The sequence below is a fragment of the uncultured Halopseudomonas sp. genome, assembly GCF_963977355.1.
GTDB lineage: Bacteria > Pseudomonadota > Gammaproteobacteria > Pseudomonadales > Pseudomonadaceae > Halopseudomonas.
In genome coordinates, this window is record NZ_CAXBOV010000005.1 from 18,704 (window position 1) to 42,583 (window position 23,880).

22 protein-coding genes are annotated in these 23,880 nt (G+C 57.2%); 20 read left to right on the forward strand and 2 right to left on the reverse strand.

Annotated features, from left to right (window positions below):
* Nucleotides 1-50 precede the first annotated feature (50 nt).
* The 12 genes from AAC076_RS03420 (at nucleotide 51) to acpS (ending at nucleotide 10,424) form a co-directional block, all read left to right on the forward strand.
* Nucleotides 51-653 (forward strand): sigma-E factor negative regulatory protein, encoded by a 603-nt coding sequence (locus AAC076_RS03420; protein ID WP_339842986.1) that lies wholly within the window; start codon nucleotides 51-53, stop codon nucleotides 651-653.
* Nucleotides 654-1,649 carry a MucB/RseB C-terminal domain-containing protein gene (locus AAC076_RS03425; protein ID WP_339842987.1) on the forward strand — a complete coding sequence of 332 codons (996 nt, stop codon included), beginning with the start codon at nucleotides 654-656 and terminating at the stop codon, nucleotides 1,647-1,649. It abuts the gene before it with no gap.
* A 62-nt stretch (nucleotides 1,650-1,711) separates the two neighbouring features.
* Nucleotides 1,712-2,185 carry a SoxR reducing system RseC family protein gene (locus AAC076_RS03430; RefSeq protein ID WP_339842988.1) on the forward strand — a complete coding sequence of 158 codons (474 nt, stop codon included), beginning with the start codon at nucleotides 1,712-1,714 and terminating at the stop codon, nucleotides 2,183-2,185.
* A gap of 37 nt (nucleotides 2,186-2,222) precedes the next feature.
* Complete coding sequence (locus AAC076_RS03435) at nucleotides 2,223-3,635, forward strand: DegQ family serine endoprotease (protein WP_339843120.1); 1,413 nt, start codon at nucleotides 2,223-2,225, stop codon at nucleotides 3,633-3,635.
* A 187-nt stretch (nucleotides 3,636-3,822) separates the two neighbouring features.
* Nucleotides 3,823-5,625 (forward strand): translation elongation factor 4, encoded by a 1,803-nt coding sequence (gene lepA / locus AAC076_RS03440; RefSeq protein ID WP_339842989.1) that lies wholly within the window; start codon nucleotides 3,823-3,825, stop codon nucleotides 5,623-5,625.
* 22 nt (nucleotides 5,626-5,647) lie between these two features.
* Nucleotides 5,648-6,526 (forward strand): signal peptidase I, encoded by an 879-nt coding sequence (gene lepB, locus AAC076_RS03445; protein WP_339842990.1) that lies wholly within the window; start codon nucleotides 5,648-5,650, stop codon nucleotides 6,524-6,526.
* A gap of 45 nt (nucleotides 6,527-6,571) precedes the next feature.
* Nucleotides 6,572-6,949, forward strand: a complete 378-nt coding sequence (locus AAC076_RS03450) for a DUF4845 domain-containing protein (protein ID WP_339842991.1) — start codon at nucleotides 6,572-6,574, stop codon at nucleotides 6,947-6,949.
* Nucleotides 6,946-7,635, forward strand: a complete 690-nt coding sequence (rnc, locus tag AAC076_RS03455; protein WP_339842992.1) for a ribonuclease III — start codon at nucleotides 6,946-6,948, stop codon at nucleotides 7,633-7,635. Before AAC076_RS03450 ends, rnc begins: the two co-directional genes overlap by 4 nt.
* Nucleotides 7,628-8,530, forward strand: a complete 903-nt coding sequence (gene era / locus AAC076_RS03460) for a GTPase Era (protein WP_339842993.1) — start codon at nucleotides 7,628-7,630, stop codon at nucleotides 8,528-8,530. The genes rnc and era overlap by 8 nt, the downstream gene beginning before the upstream one ends.
* A 24-nt stretch (nucleotides 8,531-8,554) precedes the next feature.
* On the forward strand, nucleotides 8,555-9,280 hold the full coding sequence (gene recO, locus AAC076_RS03465) for a DNA repair protein RecO (RefSeq protein WP_339842994.1): 726 nt from the start codon (nucleotides 8,555-8,557) through the stop codon (nucleotides 9,278-9,280).
* Nucleotides 9,277-10,020 carry a pyridoxine 5'-phosphate synthase gene (gene pdxJ, locus AAC076_RS03470; RefSeq protein ID WP_339842995.1) on the forward strand — a complete coding sequence of 248 codons (744 nt, stop codon included), beginning with the start codon at nucleotides 9,277-9,279 and terminating at the stop codon, nucleotides 10,018-10,020. Before recO ends, pdxJ begins: the two co-directional genes overlap by 4 nt.
* The gene (gene acpS, locus AAC076_RS03475) at nucleotides 10,017-10,424 is read left to right on the forward strand and encodes a holo-ACP synthase (protein ID WP_339842996.1); all 408 of its coding nucleotides are present in this window, start codon (nucleotides 10,017-10,019) and stop codon (nucleotides 10,422-10,424) included. Before pdxJ ends, acpS begins: the two co-directional genes overlap by 4 nt.
* On the opposite strand, the gene AAC076_RS03480 is transcribed toward acpS, so the two are convergent.
* Nucleotides 10,403-13,192, reverse strand: coding sequence for a response regulator (locus AAC076_RS03480; RefSeq protein ID WP_339842997.1), 2,790 nt, complete (start codon nucleotides 13,190-13,192; stop codon nucleotides 10,403-10,405). The two genes, acpS and AAC076_RS03480, sit on opposite strands and share 22 nt — an antisense overlap.
* Nucleotides 13,193-13,288: 96 nt before the next feature.
* On the opposite strand from AAC076_RS03480, the gene cysM reads away from it, so the two are divergent.
* The 4 genes from cysM to mazG are packed head-to-tail and all read left to right on the forward strand — an operon-like array spanning nucleotide 13,289 to nucleotide 18,675.
* A complete protein-coding gene (gene cysM / locus AAC076_RS03485; protein WP_339842998.1) occupies nucleotides 13,289-14,191 on the forward strand; it encodes a cysteine synthase CysM in 903 nt (300 codons plus the stop codon).
* Nucleotides 14,188-15,561 carry a 23S rRNA (uracil(1939)-C(5))-methyltransferase RlmD gene (rlmD, locus tag AAC076_RS03490; RefSeq protein WP_339842999.1) on the forward strand — a complete coding sequence of 458 codons (1,374 nt, stop codon included), beginning with the start codon at nucleotides 14,188-14,190 and terminating at the stop codon, nucleotides 15,559-15,561. Before cysM ends, rlmD begins: the two co-directional genes overlap by 4 nt.
* A gap of 49 nt (nucleotides 15,562-15,610) precedes the next feature.
* Nucleotides 15,611-17,860 (forward strand): GTP diphosphokinase, encoded by a 2,250-nt coding sequence (relA, locus tag AAC076_RS03495; RefSeq protein WP_339843001.1) that lies wholly within the window; start codon nucleotides 15,611-15,613, stop codon nucleotides 17,858-17,860.
* Nucleotides 17,857-18,675: a nucleoside triphosphate pyrophosphohydrolase gene (mazG, locus tag AAC076_RS03500; protein WP_339843002.1), complete on the forward strand. Its 819-nt coding sequence runs from the start codon at nucleotides 17,857-17,859 to the stop codon at nucleotides 18,673-18,675. Before relA ends, mazG begins: the two co-directional genes overlap by 4 nt.
* A gap of 6 nt (nucleotides 18,676-18,681) precedes the next feature.
* On the opposite strand, the gene AAC076_RS03505 is transcribed toward mazG, so the two are convergent.
* Nucleotides 18,682-19,023 carry a pilin assembly protein gene (locus tag AAC076_RS03505; protein ID WP_339843121.1) on the reverse strand — a complete coding sequence of 114 codons (342 nt, stop codon included), beginning with the start codon at nucleotides 19,021-19,023 and terminating at the stop codon, nucleotides 18,682-18,684.
* Between the two features lie 201 nt (nucleotides 19,024-19,224).
* On the opposite strand from AAC076_RS03505, the gene ppc reads away from it, so the two are divergent.
* From ppc to AAC076_RS03525, 4 genes are all read left to right on the forward strand, one after another.
* The gene (gene ppc, locus AAC076_RS03510; RefSeq protein ID WP_339843003.1) at nucleotides 19,225-21,864 is read left to right on the forward strand and encodes a phosphoenolpyruvate carboxylase; all 2,640 of its coding nucleotides are present in this window, start codon (nucleotides 19,225-19,227) and stop codon (nucleotides 21,862-21,864) included.
* Between the two features lie 197 nt (nucleotides 21,865-22,061).
* A complete protein-coding gene (adk, locus tag AAC076_RS03515) occupies nucleotides 22,062-22,709 on the forward strand; it encodes an adenylate kinase (protein WP_339843004.1) in 648 nt (215 codons plus the stop codon).
* Between the two features lie 103 nt (nucleotides 22,710-22,812).
* Entirely contained in the window at nucleotides 22,813-23,487 is a 675-nt protein-coding gene (gene tsaB / locus AAC076_RS03520) for a tRNA (adenosine(37)-N6)-threonylcarbamoyltransferase complex dimerization subunit type 1 TsaB (RefSeq protein WP_339843005.1), read from the forward strand.
* Nucleotides 23,488-23,545: 58 nt separating this feature from the next.
* Nucleotides 23,546-23,860, forward strand: coding sequence for a hypothetical protein (locus tag AAC076_RS03525; RefSeq protein WP_339843007.1), 315 nt, complete (start codon nucleotides 23,546-23,548; stop codon nucleotides 23,858-23,860).
* Nucleotides 23,861-23,880: the final 20 nt, after the last annotated feature.

Sequence of the window (23,880 nt, forward strand, 5' to 3'; positions counted from 1 at the left end):
AGGGAGTTAAATGCAGCTAGCCCAAATGGGCCAACAGCAGAGGTATAGCAATGAGCAGTGAATCCTTGAAGGAGTCTCTCTCCGCGCTGATGGACAACGAAGCGGATGAGCTTGAAGTGCGCCGTGTTCTGAAGGCCTGCGGGGATGAATCATCCTTGCGCAGCGACTGGGCACGCTATCAGGCAGCGCGTGCGGTGATGCACAAGGAACCCTGGCAGAACAAGATTGATCTGACCGCGGGTATCGCTGCGGCGATTGCCAATGATCCGGTCCCGACCCCTGCGACTGCGCCCGCGAAAGCATCGCGTGTATGGCAGAGTGTCGGGCGGCTCGCAGTGGCTGCATCCGTGACTGTTGCGGTACTGGTTGGATTTAACATGTTCCAGAAGGATGGTGGAGCTGCCAGTCCGGCGATGGTAGCTGATCAGGCGCCTCCAGTTGCGTTGCCCAGTGCACCAGCTGCGCAGGCAGGCGCTGTGCTTGCGGGGTACTCGCAGTCAACTACCGAAGAGTTGGACGCACCTCAGGCACCCTCTGCCTGGCAAGAGGAGAAAATCAGCACCTACCTGCGTGAGCACGCCGGTCAGGGAGATGCTGAGGTTACTCCGCAGTTGCTGCCTAACGCCCGAGCAGCCAGTCTGGAAGGTCAGTAAATGCAGCCGGTGAAGGCTGCCGGCTATGTAATACGCAACCTGATTTTGGCTGGAATTGCCTCTGCCAGCCTTCTGACTGCAGTTTCTTCCCTGGCCGGTGAGCCTGGTGCACTGCTGAGTAGTATGAAAGGCGCTGCGGAAGAAAAAAGCTATCACGGTGATTTCGTATACGAGCGTGCCGGAAGCTTCAGCACACACCGGGTCTGGCGACAGGCAAGCGGCGATGATGTAGTAGAGCGTTTGTTACGCACGGACGGCGCCCCGCAGGAGTGGGTGCGCCGAAACCACAAGCTGGTGTGTACAAGTACCGTGGCTGGCGCTACAGCTTTGCTTGACAATACCTTGCTGTCGGACAATCCGGCCGCAATCGAGCAGTGGTATGAACTTGAGATTCTCGGCGCGAGCCGTGTTGCCAACCGATCTGCCACGGTGCTGTCTGTTCGGCCCAGGGACCACTTTCGGTACGCATATGAGTTCTATCTCGATGTAGACAGTGGACTGCTGTTGCAGTCGTTGATGATCAACGAGAAGGGCGCTCTGCTCGAGCGGTTTCAGTTTACCAATTTGCAGGTTGGACCTGTTGCGCCAGCCAGTCTGGAAGCGGCCAGTAGCTGTATGCCTGCCCGCGAAGCATCGTTTTCTGCATTGCCCGCGGATCACCGCTGGCTACCTGCTTGGCTTCCTCCCGGTTTTACCTCCATTGCCAGTAACAAACGCCAGGCGAACGGCAATGATGTGACAAGATCTACCCAGGTGTTCTCCGACGGGCTCGCGCGGTTTACTATATTCGTTGAACCTTTGACTGAAAACCGTGTGGCGGAGGATCTACTTGCTCAGCTTGGACCGACAGTGGCTATTAGTCGCGGACTGAATACGTCGGAGGGGAATTTCATGGCCACCGTAGTTGGCGAGATACCTCCAGTGACGGCCAGACGCGTTGCGGCGTCGATATCATTGAATTTTGATTCCGAAGCCCACATTGAAGCCCTGCCTTGACAGATTGTTCCCCTATTGAGAGTGTCCATGGACGCAATTGTAATGATCTCAGGTGACAAAGCGTGATTGAAGAGCATGGCAAAGTTCTGAGTCTGGAGCCCGGTGCTGTCTGGGTCGAAACGATTCGGCGTAGTACCTGCAATAGTTGTCAGGCGCGCGCGGGATGTGGACAGGCTCTATTGGAGCGTCTGGGTTCGGGTGCGCGCCGCGGTTTTATCCGGGTTCTATGCGACAAGCCTCTCGCTGTTGGCGATGAGGTTGTCATAGGTATTCCAGAGGACGCCGTATTGAAAGCGTCAACGCTAATGTATGTTCTGCCCCTTCTGGCGATGATCACCTTTGCTGCCCTGACGGATCTGGCTGGTATGTCCGAGCCGTGGACCATTCTGGCGGCCGCGTGCGGGCTTGCCTGCGGATTTGTCACAACAGGTTGGTGGACGCAGCGCGAAAGCGGCAATCCGGCCTATCATGCTCGCGTATTACGACATCTGCCTAATGGATCAGCGTCATCAATGTTGGTTCGAGATTTATCCTAGAAAGAGGCTCAATCATATGTACTCGATGAAGCGCTTGATGGCTGCGACAGCCGCCACGGCACTGCTTGGATGGCAATCGCTGGGGCTTGCACAGGGGCTCCCTGACTTCACCGATCTGGTGGAGGAGGTATCTCCCGCTGTAGTGAATATCAGTACCAGTCGGGCGGCTACTCGCTCGCCTGTGGCTGGAGCGCCTGGCATGCCTGATCTTGAGGGGTTGCCGCCGATCTTCCGTGAATTCTTTGAGCATGGCTTGCCTCAAGCTCCCCAGCAGCCAGGGAGGCAACAGCCCTCTCCACAATCGCTGGGTTCAGGTTTCATTCTCTCCGAGGATGGTTATGTTCTCACCAACAACCACGTAATTGATGGTGCCGACGAGATATTCGTGCGCCTGTCCGATCGTCGCGAAATGGTCGCTAAGCTGGTGGGTGCTGATCCTCGCTCGGACCTCGCGCTGTTAAAGATCGAGGCTGATGAGGATCTGCCCGCGGTTCGAATTGGCAAGTCCTCTGACCTCAAACCAGGGGAATGGGTACTGGCCATCGGCTCGCCGTTTGGCTTTGATTACTCGGTGACTGCGGGAATTGTAAGTGCGAAGGGGCGAAGCCTGCCGACTGAGAACTACGTGCCCTTTATTCAGACTGACGTGGCCATCAATCCGGGTAATTCCGGCGGTCCGCTGTTGAATCTTGATGGGGAAGTAATCGGTATCAATTCGCAGATTTTTACGCGGTCCGGCGGTTTCATGGGGCTGTCCTTTGCGATCCCTGCTGACGTTGCCATGGATGTAGTGGAACAGTTGAAGAAAACTGGCACCGTCCAGCGTGGATGGTTGGGGGTTGTGGTTCAGGAAATCAACAAGGATCTGGCCGAGTCCTTTGGCCTTTCCAAGCCCGCAGGCGCACTGGTCGCCCAGATCATGCCGGGCGGTCCTGCCGATGAGGGTGGCTTGCAGGTCGGTGATGTAATCCTCCAGTTCAATGGCCAGGAGATCAACATGTCCTCCGATCTACCCCATGCCGTTGGCCGTGTGCGCCCAGGCGAAGAGGCCTCCGTCGTCGTCATGCGCGACAGGAAGCGACGCACCCTGGATATGAAAGTAGGCGCTCTGCCCGAGGATGATACCGTTGCAGCCGCTACCGCGCCTGGGCAGCAGACACCATCTACCACTACCAACCGATTGGGCGTCGTGGTTGCCGAGCTGACGGACAAGCAGCGTGAGGCCATGGATGTGGATGCAGGTATTGTTGTGCGCGAGGTCCGACAGGGCCCGGCGGCAATGGTTGGTCTGCGGGCCGGTGATGTTATCACCAGCCTGGATAACAAGCAGATCAAGTCCGTCGAGCAGTTCGAAGATATGACCGAGGCGTTACCGACAGATCGTTCGGTTTCCATGCGTGTTGTCCGCCAGGGCCGCGCCAGTTATATCACCTTCCGATTGGCTGACTAGAGCGGCTTATTGATCAGCTAACCCTGCGTGCTCCTGGTGTTCCAGGGGCTCGCTGGTTAGCCTTTACTCGATAGCGTCTGACTGCTTATTCGGGTACACTCGCGAGCTGATTTGGGGGGAGTCCCCCGTCAACTGCTTGGAGCTCCCTGGCTCCCAGTCTTGCAATCATGTCTGGATGATCCCCGTTGTGAGTGACCTTAGTTTAATTCGTAATTTCTCGATCATTGCCCATATTGATCACGGTAAATCGACCCTAGCGGACAGGTTTATTCAAATCTGTGGTGGTCTGGCCGACCGGGAAATGGCCGCGCAAGTGCTCGATTCCATGGATCTTGAGCGTGAGCGGGGCATCACCATCAAGGCTCACAGCGTCACGCTGTATTACACCTCCGAAAAAGACGGCAAGACCTATCAGTTGAATTTTATTGATACGCCCGGTCACGTCGACTTCCATTACGAAGTCAGCCGCTCGCTGGCCGCCTGCGAAGGGGCTCTGCTGGTTGTTGATGCGGCCCAGGGTGTTGAGGCCCAGTCGGTCGCCAACTGTTATACCGCCATTGAGCAGGGTCTTGAGGTCATGCCCGTGCTGAACAAGATCGACTTGCCCCAGGCTGAGCCTGAGCGGGTTATGGCCGAGATTGAAAGTGTCATCGGGATAGATGCCACAGACGCGGTCACCTGCAGCGCGAAAAGCGGGTTGGGGGTGATAGACGTACTGGAACGCTTGATTCAGGTGATTCCGCCGCCAGTAGGCGAATTGGATTCTCCGCTTCAGGCGCTGATCATCGACTCCTGGTTCGACAATTACCTGGGTGTTGTTTCGTTGGTACGGGTCAAGCACGGTCGCATTCGCAAGGGTGACAAGGTGCTAGTCAAGTCGACGGGCAAGATTCACCAAGTGGATAGTGTTGGCGTCTTCAATCCCAAGCATAGTGAAACGGCTGACCTGAAAGCGGGCGAGGTCGGCTTCATCATTGCTGGCATCAAGGACATCCATGGTGCCCCTGTGGGTGATACCCTGACCCTTTCCAGTACCCCGGATGTCGATATGCTCCCGGGTTTCAAAAAGGTCAAGCCGCAGGTTTATGCTGGGCTTTTCCCAGTGAGTTCGGAGGATTTCGAAGATTTTCGCGATGCGTTGTCCAAGCTGACGCTGAACGATGCTTCCCTGCATTTCGAGCCCGAAAGTTCCGAGGCCCTGGGTTTCGGCTTTCGTTGCGGTTTTCTCGGCATGTTGCACATGGAGATTATCCAGGAACGGCTTGAGCGCGAATACGATCTGGATCTGATCACCACTGCCCCTACGGTGGTATTCGAAGTGGTCAAGAAGGATGGCAGCGTTATCTACGTTGACAATCCTTCGCGCCTGCCCGATCCATCCATGATCGAGGAGATGCGCGAGCCGATTGTGCGAGCCAATATCCTGGTACCCCAGGACCATCTGGGTAGCGTGATTACTTTATGTTCAGAGAAGCGCGGCATACAGCACGACATGTTGTTTCTCGGCACCCAGGTACAGGTAATCTATGATCTGCCGATGAACGAAGTGGTTTTGGACTTTTTTGATCGCTTGAAATCGGTCAGTAGTGGGTATGCATCGCTGGACTATGCCTTTGAGCGATTCCAGGTTGCTCGTCTGGTGCGTCTGGACGTAATGATCAATTCAGAGAAAGTTGATGCATTGGCGCTGATCGTGCATCGGGACAACGCGGCCTACAAGGGACGCCAGCTGGTTGAAAAAATGCGTGAGCTGATACCGCGTCAGATGTTTGATGTGGCAATCCAGGCGGCAGTGGGCGGCCAGATTGTTGCTCGCTCGACGGTCAAGGCATTGCGCAAGAACGTCATTGCCAAGTGCTATGGTGGCGACGCTAGCCGGAAAAAGAAGTTGCTCGAGAAGCAGAAGGCCGGTAAGAAGCGGATGAAGCAAGTCGGAAATGTGGAAATACCCCAGGAAGCCTTCCTTGCGGTATTGAAAGTAGACAGCTAGCAATAGCTAAACGGAATCGAATATGCATATCAATTTTCCGCTGCTTCTGGTGCTCGCCGTAGCCATCACCGGGTTTTTAGCGCTGATCGATCTTGTCTGGCTCGGCCCGAAGAGACGCCGGGCACGTGCCAACTATCAAGCGAAGGTTGATGTTGCAGATCCGATGGTGATCGAGCGGATGGGCAAGGAGCCGCTGCTGGTCGAATACGGGAAGTCCTTCTTTCCGGTATTGCTTGTGGTGCTGGTGTTACGTTCCTTCCTGGTTGAGCCTTTTCAGATTCCTTCGGGGTCCATGAAGCCCACTCTTGAAGTGGGTGACTTTATTCTGGTTAACAAGTTTGCCTACGGCATCCGCCTGCCGGTAATTGACACCAAGGTCATACCCGTGGGCGATCCGGAGCGTGGCGATGTAATGGTTTTTCGTTACCCCAATGACCCTCGCATCAATTACATCAAGCGTGTGGTTGGACTGCCGGGTGATCGTGTGAGCTACGTGGACAAGGAGCTCTTCGTCAATGGCGACAGAGTGCCCACCAGTCTGGTTGAGGTGAAGCTTGATGACGAGCTTCCAGCGGGTCATCCGATGCAGCATATTGCCGAGGTTCGCGTTCTTGAGGAGCAGCTTGGTGAGGTCGAACACCTCATCAGGGTCGAGCGCCTTGCCCGTAAACAGCCTTCTCAGGAGTGGCTCGTACCGCCTGGGCACTACTTCATGATGGGCGATAACCGGGACAATTCCAATGACAGCCGCTACTGGAATGCGCCCGATATGCCCAGGGAGTTGTGGGGAATGGTCCCGGACAACTATATTGTAGGTAAGGCATTTGCCATCTGGATGCATTGGCCAGAGCCGAAATTGCGTAACCTGCCAAGTTTTTCAAGGGTTGCCCTGATACATTGATGGGCTGGAACTACAACACCAACAACGGACGTCACGAGGTTATTCATGCGCCACTCCCAGAAAGGCATGTCATTTTTTGGCTGGTTGGCCGTCATTGCACTGATCGTATTCGGTCTGGTTCTTGCGATGAAGCTGATCCCTATTTACCTTGATCATTTTGCCCTGCGCAGCATGGTGACTAAGATCAATGAAGATCCCACGATCGAGATCAATTCGATCAGGCAGTTCAACCGCTACATAGAAGATGGCATGCAGATAAACAGCATCCGCGATATCAATGCGCGTGAAGCGATCAAGATAACTGCCAGCGGTGCCAACGCCTATACCGTGCAGATCGCCTATGAGGTGCGTACGCCCGCACTGCAGAACGTGGACCTGCTGGTCCATTTTGATGAAACCCATATAGTCAGACCTATTAAGTGACAAACAAGTTAGACCGCCTTGAACGCAAGATTGGCTACAGCTTCAGCGACCCTGAGCTGCTGAACCTGGCTCTTAGCCACCGAAGCCTGGGGGGCCGCAATAACGAGCGGCTGGAATTTCTTGGCGACTCGGTACTTAACTTTGTCGCAGCTGAGGCGCTGTATCAACGTTTCCCGCAGGCCCGGGAGGGGCAGTTGTCGCGGTTGCGAGCCAGACTGGTCAAAGGTGTTACCCTCGCCGAACTGGCCAAGGGGTTCGAGCTTGGCGAATATCTGCGGCTTGGGTCCGGGGAGTTGAAAAGCGGCGGCTTCCGCCGCGAATCAATTCTCGCTGACGCGACCGAAGCGATTATCGGAGCCATATACCTCGAAAGTGGTCTTGAGGTCGCCCGCGAACGGATACTGCACTGGCTGCAGGATCATATCGCCAGTCTGACATTGGTCGACAATAACAAGGATCCCAAAACCCGATTGCAGGAATACCTGCAGTCCCGGCATTGTGATCTGCCTCGCTACGAAGTCACCGAAAGCGGTGGTGAGGCGCACTGCAGAACTTTCCGGGTCGAATGCCTCGTCAGTCCTCTGGAGCAAACCACCTTCGGTGTTGGCAACAGCCGTCGTTTAGCCGAGCAGGTTGCCGCCCAAAAAGCCCTTATCGCCCTGGGCGTGGAGAAAGCAGATGAGTGATAGTACTTCCCGTTGTGGCTATGTGGCCATTGTAGGCCGGCCCAATGTGGGCAAGTCGACGCTGCTCAATCACATTCTCGGACAGAAACTCGCGATCACCTCGCGCAAGCCGCAGACTACCCGGCATACGCTGTTGGGCATCAAGACCGAAGGTGAGACGCAGGCGATCTATGTTGATACGCCCGGTTTGCACAAGGAAAACGAGAAGGCGCTGAATCGCTTCATGAACAAGAGCGCTACCCAGGCTCTACGTGATGTTGATGTGGTACTTTTCGTGGTTGATCGTACCCGCTGGACCGATGAGGACCAGATGGTGCTGGAAAAGGTGCGCTACGTGACGTGCCCGGTACTGCTGGTGGTCAACAAGGTCGACCGCATGGACGATAAGCAGGAGCTACTACCCCACCTGGAATGGCTTGCTCAGCAACTGCCCGATGCGGAAGTGGTTCCTGTTTCTGCACTCCAGGGTCGCAATATCGAAGAGCTGGAGAAATTGGTTGCCGCACGTCTACCCGAGGGCGAGCATTTTTATCCAGAAGACCAACTGACTGATCGTAGTTCACGCTTTTTGGCCGCTGAACTGGTACGCGAGAAAGTCATGCGTCAGCTCGGCGCAGAAATTCCCTACCAGGTGGCTGTGGAAATCGAACAGTTCAAGCAGGAAGGCAAGGTTCTGCATATTCATGCGCTGATCCTGGTAGAGCGTGATGGTCAGAAAAAGATCATTATCGGTGACGGTGGTGACCGCATGAAAAAGATTGGTCAGGAAGCGCGTCTTGACATGCAGAAGCTCTTTGGCAGCAAGATCATGCTCAACTTGTGGGTCAAGGTACGCCGCGGCTGGTCTGACGACGAACGCGCGCTTACTTCCCTGGGTTATTACTTCGACAAGTAGCCACTTGTCGCCCTCGAGGTCGCAGTGCAATCAACCCTGACTCCGGCCTACGTCCTGCACAGTCGACCCTATCGCGACACCAGTGCGCTGGTAGACGTCCTGACGTTGCATCAGGGGCTACAGCGGGTAGTCTGGCGTGGAGCAAGGAAACCCCGCGGCGGAGTTTCCCCGCAACCCTTTGTGCCTCTTCTGGTGGGTCTGGCTGGTCGCAGTGAACTGAAAACCCTGACTCAGGCTGAGACTGCGGGCACCTATATGCCGCTTCAAGGAGATTCGCTATTCAGTGGTTTGTATCTGAATGAGTTGCTGGTGCGAGTTCTGGCTGTCGGCGACCCGCAGACGTTGGTGTTTTCTGCCTACCAATCAGCCCTGCAAGCATTGGCGGGCACTACATCGGTTGAACCAGTACTGCGACAGTTTGAATGGCAACTGTTAGACGTTATGGGCTATGGTTTCAGCCTGACAGAAGACGCGAGTGGGGCTGCCATTGAAGCGGATGCCATTTACGTCTGGCAGGCAGAAGAAGGCTTGTTGCGCCTCATTGATGCCCATCCGGGAGATGGGCGTCCAGGATTGCCCGGTATTGGCTTGCTTGCAATGGCGCGAGCTGACTGGACGACGCCACTTGCTCTCAGAACGGCAAAAAATCTTATGCGGCAGGCCCTGGCAATACATTTGGGAGGCCGGCCGCTGGTCAGCCGTCAGCTGTTTTCATTACCTAGCAGCACTCCCAGAGGAGACAGATCTTGAGCCACCCACAACGTGTACTCTTAGGCGTGAATATCGATCACGTGGCGACCTTGCGTCAGGCGCGAGGAACACGCTATCCCGACCCCGTCCAGGCTGCGATAGAGGCTGAACAGGCGGGGGCAGACGGTATCACACTGCATCTGCGCGAAGACCTCCGTCATATTCAGGAGCGAGACGTGCGCATGCTCAAGGATATTCTGCAGACCAGAATGAATCTGGAAATGGCCGTGACCAATCAGATGATACGTTTTGCCGAGGAGATTCGGCCGGCCAACATCTGTCTGGTACCTGAGCGTCGCGAGGAGCTGACTACCGAAGGTGGACTCGATGTGGCGGGCAACAGTGCCAAGATCCATGAGGCAGTAGAGCGTTTGTCGGCCATGGGTAGTGAAGTATCCTTGTTCATCGATCCGGATCCCCAGCAGATCGAGGCTTCGAAACGCGCTGGAGCACCGGCTATCGAGCTGCACACAGGGCATTATGCAGACACTCAGGGTCAGGAGCAGCAGGATGCCCTGGCCCGTTTACGTGAGAGCTGCATGTACGCGCGCAAGCTGGGTCTGGTAGTCAATGCCGGGCACGGTCTGCATTATCATAATGTCGAACCGATTGCGGCGTTGCCGGGAATCAATGAGCTCAATATCGGGCATGCGATTATTGCCCGTGCTCTGTTTACCGGGCTGTCGAGCGCAGTGGCGGATATGCGTACCTTGATTCTTGGCGCTTCGGGCAACAGATGATCCTGGGAATTGGAACCGATATGGTACTGGTTAGTCGTATCGAGGCTGTTCTCGGGCGCCAGGGAGACCGGTTTGCGCGCCGCATTCTGACCGATTCAGAGTGGCAGCGTTACGCTGATCATGGGCAGCCGGCACGTTTTCTGGCCAAGCGCTTTGCGGCCAAGGAGGCTATTCTCAAGGCCTTGGGTACAGGGCTGGGTCAAGGCATGTCCTGGCATTGCATACAGATTGATCGCAATTCGCTGGGCGCACCAGTCGTTGTACTCAGCGGTGCGGCCCTGTCCCGGCTCAATGTTGGCGGCGGCGGCACCATGCTGCTCAGCTTGAGCGATGAGCGTGAGCAGGCGCTGGCATTTGCCGTGTGGTCTGCAGGCCCTTCGCCCTATACCGACTCAGTGGCGTAGGCGGCCTGTAACCGGGTAATGGATTCAATCAATTGGCTGACTGCCACCTGGGTGGGTTGGCCCCGCTTGAGCAGCTCCTCTGCCTGCTGACAGCAAGCGCGCAACTGGGGGACCCCGCAGTAGCGACAGGCGCCATGTAGTTTGTGGATGACCTCCAGCAACTCCTCAGTTGCGTTGGCGGTGATGTACTGCTCAATCCTCAGGCGCTCGTCTGGCAGGCTTTCGATCAACATGCGAAGCATGTCCTCCTCAAGGTCTTCTTTGCCGGCGGCCAGTCGCAGACCTACCTCGCGATCCAGAACCGCGAGCCGTTCGCGATCTTCCAGCCGTCGGTTAGGTGTGCTTTCGAGGTAGTCCTCAGGAGCGGGCATATCCAAGGTGACCCCAGTCCAGCGCTGCACGCAATGGGCAAGCTGTTCGGGGCTGATCGGCTTGCTCATATAATCGTTCATGCCACATTGCAGCAGCTTGCGTCGCTCCTCTGCCAGGGCGTGGGCAGTCAAGGCGATCACCGGTAGTGGTTTGCTCCCGGCCATTTTTTCGCGCAAGCGTAGCTCGCTGGTGGCAGCACGACCATCCATCCCCGGCATCTGCACATCCATAAAGATCAGATCGACTGTTTCTTCGGTGAGTAGGTCCAGGGCTTGCTCTCCGCTCTTTGCGGAAAGTACATGGGCACCCATCTGGCTCAGAAAGGTAGCGACCAGCTTCAGGTTGGCTTCGTTATCGTCAACGCAGAGAATTGTGACCTGTTGGCTCAGAACTGCTGGCCGCATTATCACGCTGGCTGGTTCGGACTTGAATAACCGATTGATGGCGCGCAATACTTTACGTGTACATAGCGGCCGGGAAAGAACCTGACATTCGCTGGCGGGCAACTGGTCAAGGGCGGGGTAGTGTTCAGTGGTATCAATCAGCAGTATGGTCTTGCAGCCGCTCTCTGCGGAGCGGCGTTTGAACAGATCCAGCAAAATTTCGGGCTGATTTACAGAGGCGGCACTGCTGAGCAGCATCAGGTCAATCGCTTGCTCGCTGTGTTTGCGCGCGATGACGTCCTCTTCTAGAAGAGCGGGAGAGTCATAGACGCTTACCCCCAGACCAAGGTCTTCCAGGCAGTGCAGCAAAGCCTGCCTGCTCAAGAGCAGCGGCTCGACCAACCCTGCGCGCACTCCTTCGAGCGGCCTGTAGGGAAGGTCATCGCTGGCCTGGCTGGACTTTTCCAGGCGTACCGTGAACCAGAACTCAGAGCCCTCTGCAGGTTGACTGTTGAGTCCAATCTCCCCCTGCATCTGCTCCACCAGGCGCTTGGCGATGGTCAACCCCAGCCCGGTGCCACCAGCCTGACGGGAAATCGAATTGTCCGCCTGGCTGAACGCCTGGAACAGCCGTTTTTGCTGGCTCGCGGTGAGACCCGCTCCGGTATCGGTGACACTGATGCGCAGCAGCACATGGGTTTCGTCCTCGTGCTCGAGCATTGTGCGAATGCTCACCGAGCCGGTATGCGTGAACTTGATTGCGTTGCTGATCAGGTTGGCCAGAATCTGCTTCAGGCGCAGGGCATCACCTGACAGGCCCAGTGGCGTATCACGATAGATAATACTGACCAGCTCCAGGTTCTTGTGATGCGCTGCTGGCGCAAGCATGGTCAGGGTGTCCTGAATCAGATCGCGCAGATTGAAGGGCAGGTTGTCGAGTATCAGCTTGCCTGCCTCGATCTTGGAAAAGTCGAGGATCTCGTTGATTATTGCCAGAAGATTGTCTGCCGACGATCCGATCGTGCCCAGGTATTCCTGCTGACGGTTGCTCAGCTCGGTACGCTGCAGCAGGTGGCTGAAGCCGATGATGCCGTTGAGCGGCGTGCGCAGTTCATGGCTCATGTTTGCAAGAAATTCGGACTTGATGCGGCTGGCTTCAAGGGCGGTCTTGCGTGCCATGTCGAGTTCGATATTCTGTACCTCGATGGTTTCAAGGGTCTGGCGGAGGTCTTCAGTGGCCTGGTCGATGTTCTGCTGCAGCTCGCCCTGAGCGCTTTGTAGCGTTTCTGCCATGGCGTTGATGCCGTTGGCCAGGTCGTCAAGCTCTCGACTATCCTGGCCCTCCAGACGGACATCCAGTTGGCCACGACTGATCCGGCTGACCGCATGGTTCGCCTTGGCAATTGGATCGCTGATACGCCGTCCAAGGCTACTCACCACCAGACCAGTAAAGGTCAGTCCGACAAGAATAATTACCAAGGTGTGTAACAGAACCTGGTGCTGGCGCAGGCGGATATTGCCGTGACTGAGTTCGACTTCAAGCCAGCCCAGCAGGGCATCAGGTTCAACGCTGGATTCTTCCTGGCGATCAATCAGATCACTGGAAGCAAGAAGCGGCAGAAGGAAACGGCTGCTTCCATCGCTGCGGCGCACCTGCAGGCCAGTCCCTGCCCCCAGGTTTTCAACAGCCAGGGTGCGCTCGGGCTGATGCATCAGGGGCCCGCTGTGTTCCAGTACGTTACGCTCGCTGTCATACAGGCTGACCGCCCGCACATCCTGACGGTTGAGGGCGGCTGAAAGGCGCTTTCTGATCTGTTCAGGCTCGCCGCGCAATAGTGCTGCGGCCGCTGGGTCCTGCAGGTGTTCCACGGTCATGAATCCGCGCTCGAGCAACTGCTGGTTCAATTCACTGATCGCCTGCCAGCTGAAATAGCTCCCCAGGGCAAGGATCATTGCGCCCGTGGGTATCAGGGTCATCAGCAGGATGCGCGCCTTGAGGCCTATATCATTCATTGTGTATCCCTCACTCCGTTGCCGGTATCATAGGCCGCCTGAATGAAAAGCACAGCACCGGGCGCAATCCCGGTCCCTGGCAATGAAAGGTGCGAGATGACCACTGACTATCCTACAGTCGCCGACTTTGTCGGTAACACGCCGCTGGTGCGTCTGCAGCGCATTCCCGGTGATACCAGCAACACCATACTGGCCAAGCTCGAAGGCAACAATCCCGCCGGCTCAGTCAAGGATCGGCCGGCGCTCTCGATGATCGAGCAGGCCGAGTTGCGGGGTGAGATCAGCCCTGGCGACACGCTGATCGAGGCCACATCGGGCAACACCGGTATTGCCCTGGCAATGGTAGCTGCCATCAAGGGATACCGGATGATACTTATCATGCCGGACAACATGAGCTCGGAACGCAAGGCAGCCATGAGCGCCTATGGCGCCGAGCTGATTCTGGTCAGCCGGGAGGCAAGCATGGAGGGCGCCCGCGACCTGGCCATGCAGATGCAGGCCGAGGGCAAGGGCCGGGTGCTGGATCAGTTTGGTAATTTCGATAATGCGCAGGCGCATTACCGCAGTACAGGCCCGGAGATCTGGCGTGATACCCGCGGCACTGTTACTCACTTCATCAGTTCCATGGGCACCACAGGTACCATTATGGGCACTTCGCGTTACCTCAAGGAGCAGAATCCGGCCATTCAGATAGTCGGTCTTCAGCCCGTTGAAGGTGCCTCCATACCTGGTATTCGTCGTTGGCCCGAGGCTTATATGCCAGGCATCTTTGATGCGCAGCGGGTAGACCGGATTGTCGACATGGGCCAGCAGGAGGCTGAGACCATGATGCGCCGACTGGCCCGCGAGGAGGGTATTTTCTGCGGTGTATCCTCTGGAGGTTCGGTGGCCGCTGCCATGCAGTTGTCGCGAGAGGTAGAGAATGCAGTCATTGTCGCCATCATCTGCGATCGCGGCGATCGCTATCTGTCCACCGGGGTGTATGACCCAAAATCATGAAAGCCTTCCGCGGTAAATCGCGCAAGACCGCCGATGCGCCAGCAGCCCTGGGTCAGCGCATCGAAGTAGACCTCGAGCGCCTCAGTCATGACGGCCGGGCTATTGGACGCTGGCAGGGTAGAACCGTATTTGTCGACGGCGGGCTACCTGGAGAGCGCGTTGTGGGGCGGGTATTAAAGGCGCGAAGCAAACTGATCGAGACACGCATCGATAGCGTTTTGCAAGCCAGTCCCGAGCGGGTTGCTCCGGCTTGTCGGCACGCTGAACTCTGCGGCGGTTGCAGTTTGCAGCATATGCCCCACGCAATGCAGTTGCAGGTCAAGCAGCAGGCGCTGGCCCAGCAATTGCAGCACTTTGCAGGCTTGGAGCCTGAGCAATGGATGCCGCCCCTGTTGGGTCCGGCGTACGGCTATCGTCAGCGCTCGCGGTTGGCCGTGCGCTGGGATCGCAAGCAGGCGCGCCTGGAGGTCGGCTACCGTCAGCGTTTCAGCAGTGATCTGGTAGAGGTAAAGGAGTGCCCGATTCTGGTGCCGGAGCTCGAAGGGCTGGTGCAGGCATTAGGTCCTCTACTCCGCGAGCTGGAGGGTGCTGCAGCCCTCGGACATGTGGAGCTGATCGCGGCGCAGGTACCGCTTATCGTTGTCCGTCATATGCAGCCCTTGCCCCCTGGTGATCTTGAGCGTCTGCGCACGCTTGCACTGGACCATAATGCCGAATGCTGGTTGCAGCCCGGTGATCCCGATTCGCTGCACTGCATCAGCGGCGCTGGGACTGAGGCAGCCTATGTGCTGGCCGATCAGGACCTGCGTTTGGCGTTTGCGCCGGGTGATTTCATTCAGGTGAATGGTACGGTCAATCAAGGGATGATCAACCAGGCATTGCAGTGGCTTGCACCTCAGGCTGACGAGCGTATTCTTGATCTTTTTTGCGGGGTAGGCAATTTCAGTTTGCCGCTGGCATCAGCAGGGGCAAGGGTAACCGGAATTGAAGGCGACAAGCAGATGGTGGCCCAGGCAAAAATCAATGCCTTGAATAATGGGCTGGAATCACCGCACTTTTTGGTGGCTGATCTGTCCAAACAACTCGATACCAAGTTGTTTGCTGAGGGCTGCGACGCGGCGCTGCTGGATCCGCCCCGCGATGGTGCCGAGCTGCTGGTACAGGGCCTTGCCGATATGAAGGTTGGCAGGATTCTCTACGTATCCTGCAACCCGGCTACCCTGGCGCGTGATGCGGGTATCCTGGCAGGTCAGGGGTATCGACTCACCAAGGTCGCGGTGATGGACATGTTTGCTCAGACCTCGCATGTCGAGGCAATGGCATTGTTTCTGCGCGGCACGGCGTCAGGTTCTGCTCGAAAAGCTCAATAGAGTGAAGAAAATTGTCAAACAATCCGCATGAAATCAGGGATCTGCCTTAATGGTACAGGTCAGGGCTCAATACCCAACCAATGGCGACGGTAGCGTCGATATTGCCGCCTGGATCGAGCGCATTGATCAGCGCGTTTCATTATCTTCCCCGCAGGTCCTGCGTGAGGCTTGTGAGTGGGCCTTGCAGCTTGAGCAGGAGGCTATTGCCGAGGAGAACATATGGGCTGAAGGTGCCAGCAGTTATACCACTGGCCTGGAGATGGCTGAAATTCTGGCCGAGCTCAAGCTGGATCAGGATTCACTTGTAGCAGCGGTTATCTATCGTGCAGTGCGTGAGCGCAAGACAGATCTGCCCTCCGTGGAGCGCCGGTTTGGTGCCGCGGTGGCGGGGCTGGTTGACGGTGTGCAACGCATGGCGGCCATCAGTGTGTCGCAGAATCCCGCCAAGGTAGCTGCCTTCAGCTCCCAGTCCCAGGTAGAAAATCTGCGCAAGATGCTGGTGACCATGGTCGACGATGTGCGGGTTGCTCTCATCAAGCTGGCTGAGCGCACCTGTGCCATCCGTGCGGTCAAGGATGCGCCCGATGAGAAGCGTTATCGCGTTGCCCGTGAGGTGTTCGATATCTACGCGCCACTGGCTCATCGTCTTGGGATCGGGCATATCAAATGGGAGCTCGAAGATCTCTCGTTTCGGTACATAGAGCCGCTACAGTACAAGCAGATCGCGGCTCTGCTTGATGAGAGGCGGCTTGACCGGCAGGAATATATCGATGAGGTCATGGGGCAGTTGCGCCAGCAGCTGGAGGAGGCCGGCATTCAGGCGGAGATAACCGGCCGCGCGAAACATATTTACTCCATCTGGCGCAAGATGCGCCGCAAGAATATCGACTTCAGTCAGGTTTACGACGTGCGCGCGGTGCGGGTGCTGGTGCCTCTGGTACGTGACTGTTATACGTCCCTGGGGATCGTGCACAGCCTGTGGCGGCATATTCCCAATGAATTTGACGACTACATAGCCAACCCCAAGGAAAACGGCTATCGCTCGTTGCATACTGCTGTAGTCGGCCCCGGCGGAAAGGTTCTCGAAGTTCAGATCCGAACCCAGGGCATGCACGAGGAAGCCGAACTGGGTGTCTGTGCCCACTGGCGCTACAAGGGCACCGACACGGCCAGCTCGTCTTCCAATGCGTATGAGGACAAGATTGCCTGGCTGCGGCAGGTGCTCGAATGGCACGAGGAAATGGGCGACATCGGTGGCCTGGCTGAACAGCTGCGTGTCGATTTCGAGCCTGACCGTATTTACCTGTTCACACCGGACGGACACGTTCTCGACGTGCCCAAGGGCGCCACGCCCCTGGATTTTGCCTACCGTGTGCATACCGAGATAGGCCATAGTTGTCGCGGCGCCAAGGTCAATGGCCGGATCGTGCCTCTGAGCTACATACTGCAGACCGGTGAACAGGTGGAAATTATCACCGGTAAGCAGAGTGGTCCGAGTCGCGACTGGTTGAATCCGAACCTGGGTTACGTCAACACCCCCAGGGCTCGGGCCAAGGTGCAGCACTGGTTCAAGCAGCAGGCGCGGGAGCAGAACGTACAGGCTGGCAAGCTGATGCTCGATCGCGAGTTGACCCGTCTGGCACTCAATGGGGCCGATTATGCTCATCTGATCGACAAACTGGGTATCCGTAGCCAGGAGGATCTCTTTGCTGCGGTAGGTTCTGGTGATATCCGGTTAATGCATGTGGTCAATGTTGCCCAGCAACTGATCGAACCTGACACGCACAGCGAACAACTGGAGTTGATCCCCAAGCGCCCAAGCAAGCCGGGTCGGAGGGGGGATATTTTCATCCAGGGGGTAGGAAACCTGCTGACCCAACTGGCTGGCTGCTGTCAGCCGGTGCCGGGTGATCCGATAACCGGATATATAACGCTCGGGCGCGGGGTGACGGTGCACCGCGCAGACTGCGCTACCGCCATGCAGTTACAGGATCGTGACTCCGACCGCCTCATTGAGGTCAGTTGGGGTAGCGAGCGCGTGCAGACCTATCCGGTCGAAATCTATATCAAGGCCTATGACCGATCCGGTCTGTTGCGCGACGTCTCGCAGATGCTTGCTAACGACAAGATCAACGTGCTCGAAGTCAGTACCCGCACGAACAAGGATGACAACTACGCAGCCATGTTGCTGACAGTGGAAGTACCCAATATCAACATGTTGGGCCGTTTATTGGCGCGGATAAGTCAGTTGCCCAACATTATCGAGGCGCGGCGTAATCGCAAGGAAAACTCGGCGTGAGCTACCAGATAGACGATCTGCTATATCTGATGCAGCGTCTGAGGGATCCGCAGCACGGCTGCCCCTGGGATCTGGAGCAGAGCTTCGAGACGATCGTTGCGCATACCTTGGAAGAGGCCTATGAAGTAGCTGACGCCATTGCCGAGCAAGATTACCCGCAACTTACCGGTGAGCTCGGTGATCTGTTGTTTCAGGTAGTTTATTACGCGCAGTTGGGTCAGGAGAAAAGTCTCTTCGACTGGAGTCAGGTAGTAGATGGCATCACCCGTAAGCTGATCAGACGCCACCCCCATGTCTTTCCCGATGGCAATCTGCGCACCCCGGCGGGCACGATGCAACTGGAGCCGGAGCAGGTCAAGCAACGCTGGGAAGAGATCAAGGCTCAGGAGCGAGCCGAGCGTGCAACGCATCCTCAACAGCTCTCATTACTGGATGATGTGCCAAAAGCATTGCCCGCGTTGAGCCGAGCTCAGAAACTGCAAAAACGTGCTTCTGGAGCGGGATTTGACTGGGCGGAGCCTGGCCCGGTACTGGAGAAAATGGCTGAAGAGCTAGACGAGGTGCGCGATGCTCTCGCCCAAGGCGATCTTCAGGCAGTTGCCAGTGAAATGGGCGATCTGTTGTTCGCCGTGGTCAACCTGGCCCGGCACCTGAAGGTAGATGCTGAAACCGCGCTACGTCAGGGCAACGAGAAGTTTGAACGGCGGTTCCGGTTTATCGAGAATCGTTTGGTCAGCCAGGGTTTGAACCTGGCCAACACATCTCTGGAACATATGGATCAGCTATGGGACGAGGCCAAGCAACAAGGGCTTTAAGTCATTTCAGGCCGGCTGATTCTGCTTGCCCTGCAGATTGTGCAGGTGCTTCTTGCTGAGCTCGAGAAATCGTGGCGTCATACCTGCATCGGCATAAATCGGATCACCCATCTCATCAGTGGCCACCACCTCATCACCGGCTTGATAGGGCAAGCTGGCTTCCAGTTCTTCCAGGGCGCAGGAGAGCAGGTCAGTAATCAGCTCCTCGACATGGCGTCTGGGATACATTTCCTGCAGGGCGGCGAGGCGCGCAGCATCTTCCAATGGCAGCTGCACCTGATAGGTAGTGTGTGTCATCGCGCCCTTGGCGCTGCGTTCCCACTCTTGGGTTAGTTCACGGATCTTCATGGTTTCTCCCAACTGTTTCTGCTTGTGTTCGCTTGTGGCGATAATGCCAGCATAGCTCAACGATTCATTCCTGCACGGATGCTGACGGACACTTTTCCGGACGAGTATCGCCTCAGTAGACACCCGAAAAACACGTCCCTCTTGTCAGACAGCCCCCTACGCCAGCATGCTGTGCTGTATTCAGACAACAGGAGACGGGATATGGCTGAGATTGATACGCGCTTGCGTGAGGATGTTCATGAGTTGGGCGAATTGCTCGGACAAACGATCAAGGCGCAACTGGGTGAATCTTTCCTGCAGCGTATCGAACGTATCCGTCTGGGCGCCAAGCAGGGTCGGAGCACCGACAAGGCTGCCCATGAAGCGCTATTGGCCGCGCTGCATGATCTTCCCGACGATCAGCTGTTGCCGGTATGTCGAGCCTTCAACCAGTTTCTCAATCTGGCCAACATTGCCGAGCAGTATCACCGCAACCGACGCCAGCGGCCCGATGAGCCGGTGCGTTTCGAGCAACGTTGTGTCAGTGAACTGCTGGAGCGCCTGCAGGCCACCGGTATGGATGGCGTAACCATACGTCAGCATGTCGAGTCACTGGATATCGAACTGGTTTTGACGGCGCATCCTACAGAGGTGACACGCCGCACCCTTATCCAGAAATACGACGCTATCGCCCTTGCCCTGGGCAGGCGCGATCACGATGATTTGAGTGACGCCGAGCAGGCTGGTGTGCGCGCCGATCTGGCCCGCCTGATCAGCGAGGCCTGGCATACTGATGAGATCCGACGCAACCGACCAACTCCTGTAGATGAGGCCAAATGGGGGTTCGCGGTGATAGAGCATTCCCTTTGGTCGGCGATTCCCACCTATCTGCGGCAATTGGATCAGGAGGTTGAGATTGCAACCGGGGGTCCCCTGGCGACACGCACGGCACCAGTACGCATGGCATCGTGGATGGGTGGTGATCGCGACGGTAATCCCAATGTTACGGCGCGGGTTACCCGAGAAGTGCTGTTGCTGGGCCGCTGGATGGCCGCCGACCTCTATCTGCGTGATGTCGAGATTCTGGGCAACCAGCTTTCCATGCAGGCGGCAAGCGAGCGAGTACTGGAGCAGACCGGGCCTGTTGATGAGCCCTACCGCGCCCTGCTCAAGCGGTTGCGTGAACGGTTGCAGGCCACCCGCGACTGGGCGGAGGCGGCGCTGGAAAGTGACTTGCCGCCCGATGAGGCTGTGCTTGGCAGTCTGGACGAGCTGCGTCAGCCTCTGGAGGATTGTCACACCTCATTGCTGGAACAGGGCATGGCGTTGATCGCCAATGGCCCGCTGCTCGATACCCTGCGGCGAGTTAACGCTTTTGGCCTGGGCTTGGTAAAGCTGGATATTCGTCAGGATGCCGGACGCCATGCGGATGTGCTGGCCGAGTTGACCGAATACCTGCAATTGGGCCGCTACAGCGACTGGAATGAGGAGCAACGTTGCGAATTCCTGATCCGGGAGTTGAACAATCCACGACCGCTGCTCCCTCCCGGCTGGAAATCATCCGATGAGGTCGCCGAGGTACTTGATACCTGCCGCATCGTTGCCACCCAGCCATCCGAATTGCTGGGCTCTTATGTGATATCCATGGCTTCCAGTCCCTCAGACGTACTGGCAGTCAAGTTACTTCTGAAGGAAACCGGTGTCAGTTGGCCAATGCGCGTTGTGCCCCTGTTTGAAACCCTGGCGGATCTGGACAATGCGGCGCCGGCTATAGACAGTTTGCTTTCCTTGCAGGGCTACCGGGATATAGCCGGGGACGAACAGGAAGTCATGATTGGCTATTCCGACTCTGCCAAGGATGCCGGGACTCTGGCTGCCGGGTGGGCGCAGTATCGTGCGCAGGAAGCTCTGGTGGCGGTCGCGGCGCAACACAAGGTACGCCTGCGTCTATTCCACGGACGTGGCGGAACCGTAGGTCGCGGGGGTGCGCCGGCTCACATGGCGATTCTTTCGCAGCCGCCTGGCTCGGTGAACGGACAATTCCGGGTGACTGAGCAAGGCGAAATGATCCGCTTCAAATTCGGCCTGCCAGCTATTGCTGTACAGAGTCTGCAGCTCTATACCAGCGCGGTGCTCGAGGCCAGTCTTCTGCCACCTCCAGCGCCCGAACCCCAATGGCGTGACATGATGCAGAGCCTGGCTGATCGATCTGTGACGGTTTACCGCGGCGTGGTCCGGGATGAGCCGCAGTTCGTGGAGTATTTCCGCCAGGCGACCCCCGAACAGGAATTGGCCAGATTGCCCCTGGGTAGCCGGCCAGCCAAGCGCAAGAGTCAGGGGGGGATCGAGAGCCTGCGGGCGATACCCTGGATTTTCGCCTGGACACAAACCCGTTTGATGCTGCCCGCATGGTTGGGTGCAGGTCAGGCGCTGATGGAAGCCATGGATGCGGGTGAGGCAGATCGGCTAAGGATTATGATGGATCGCTGGCCTTTTTTCCGGGCGCGAATCGAGATGCTGGAGATGGTCTTGTCCAAGGCTGATGCGAGTATTTCCCGGTTCTATGAAGAGCGGCTGGCGAGTCCAGAGCTCTGGCCACTGGGAGCGAAGCTGCGCGCAGCTTTACAGCAGGCAACCGAAGCGGTGCTGACGCTGCGCCAGACCGAGCAGTTGCTTGCACACAACCCGGCATTGCTGGAATCAGTCGCGGTGCGCAATCCTTACACCGATCCTCTGCATATATTGCAGGCAGAGCTGATGGGTCGCACCCGGTCCCAGGGCCAGAATATCGACCCGGATCTTGAGCGTGCCCTGCTGGTAACGGTTGCAGGGATCGCCGCAGGCATGCGCAATACCGGCTGAGGACCCCGTGGGCTGCGGCACTGACCGATACTATGGTCTGGCTTGTGCATGGGAGGTTGGAAGTGTATGTTTAACGCCCTTTTCGCATGCCGTTGGATGCGATGAATAAAATGCGTCGGCGCAATAGCGGGCGTTTGCCAGCAGTTGGCGTTGAGCCAGCTGCGGCCCGGTTTCAGTCAGATTAGGAGAGTTTGAATATGCGAGTCATCCTGTTGGGAGCGCCTGGCGCGGGCAAGGGCACCCAGGCCCAGTTCATCTGCAAGCAGTTTGATATACCCCAGATTTCCACGGGCGACATGCTGCGAGCGGCGGTTAAAGCCGGAACCGAGCTGGGCAAACAGGTGAAAGAGGTGATGGATAGCGGACGTCTGGTGTCCGATGATCTGATCATTGGGCTGATCCAGGAACGCATTGCCCAGGAAGACTGCCGCAACGGTTTTCTACTCGACGGTTTCCCTCGCACTATCCCGCAAGCTGAAGCCCTGGTTGAAGCCGGAGTCAAGATTGACCACGTGCTCGAGATTGCTGTCGACGATGAAGAAATCGTCGAGCGCCTGTCGGGTCGCCGCGTGCACCCGGCTTCGGGCCGTATCTATCACATTAAGCATCAGATGCCCAAGGTCGATGGCAAGGACGATGTTACCGGGGAAGATCTGGTCCAGCGCGAAGACGATGTCGAGTCCACGGTGCGTAATCGTTTGAACATCTACCACGAACAGACTCAGCCCCTGGTTGCGTTCTACCAGAAGGTATCGGACGCGCAAGGTACGCCCAAGTGCACTCGCGTTGTGGGTGTGGGCAGTGTCGATGTCATCACCCAGCAAGTCATGAACGCGTTGAATTGATGCCAAGGGTTCGCCTGCTGCGGGGCGATCTCTGATAGGTACTACCGGCTGCTCCCGGGCAGCCGCGGTTTTTCTTCGGCCTCCTACATTGAAATCGATCGCCATGACCACATTGCTCGCTCTGGATACTGCAACCGAGGCGTGCTCGGCAGCGTTGTTGCATCAAGGCCGTGTGCTGCACCGCTTCGAAGTGATACCGCGTATGCATGCCGTACGCCTGCTGCCGATGATCGGCGAGCTGCTGGACGAAGCCGGTATCAAGATGCGCGATATCGACGCACTGGTTTTTGGACGAGGCCCAGGGGCCTTTACCGGCGTGCGTATAGCAACCGGCATGGTTCAGGGTTTGGCTTTTGCATTGAACAAGCCGGTTATCGATATATCCAATCTGGCTGCGTTGGCCCAGCGAGCGGCCCGCGAGCATCAGGCGGAGAATGTGTGCGCGGCCATTGATGCGCGCATGGATGAGGTTTATTGGGGCTGCTACCAACTGCGTGAGGGTCTGATGCGGTTAGTGGGGGAGGAATGCGTCAGTGCTCCGCAAAATGTGACCCTGGCAAGCACTATGGGTCAACCAGAGGGTGCTGGCACTGGCTGGCAATATGCCGACCGTCTTGCGGTCCAGGTGGAGCGGAGCTGGCCACAGATGCTTCCTGATGCACGTGACTTGCTGACGCTGGCTATTCCGCGCTGGGAGTCCGGTGATGTCCTGGATGCAGCCGATGCGCAGCCGGTTTACCTGCGCGACAAGGTAGCGACACCGCGTTCCGTCGGCTGATTTTGCCTTTTTTCTGCAGGCAGGATAATCTCTACAAAGTATCCCTTGGAGTAATTCCATGCGTCTGGATGGCTTCATCCCATTCACAGCGCTTCCCGAGCGCAGCTCTCGCCCTGTGGTCCCGCCGGCCAACAGTGAGCCTGCGCGTGCCGGCCAGACCGCTCAGGCGGCTCCAGTCGAACCTTCCAGGGCTCTATCAACCCGAGCGGTTAACCCGTCGTCTGCCAATGCCGAATATATTCCCGCCCGCCGCGAGAGTCTGGAGCCGGTTTACGGTCGTACCAATCAGGCCATGGCCAGCTATCAGTCGACTGCTAGCATGCCTGTCAGCGACGAGTCCGAGGGCATCTTCGGTATCGACCTGTTCGCCTGATCTATCGCACCCACATCCAG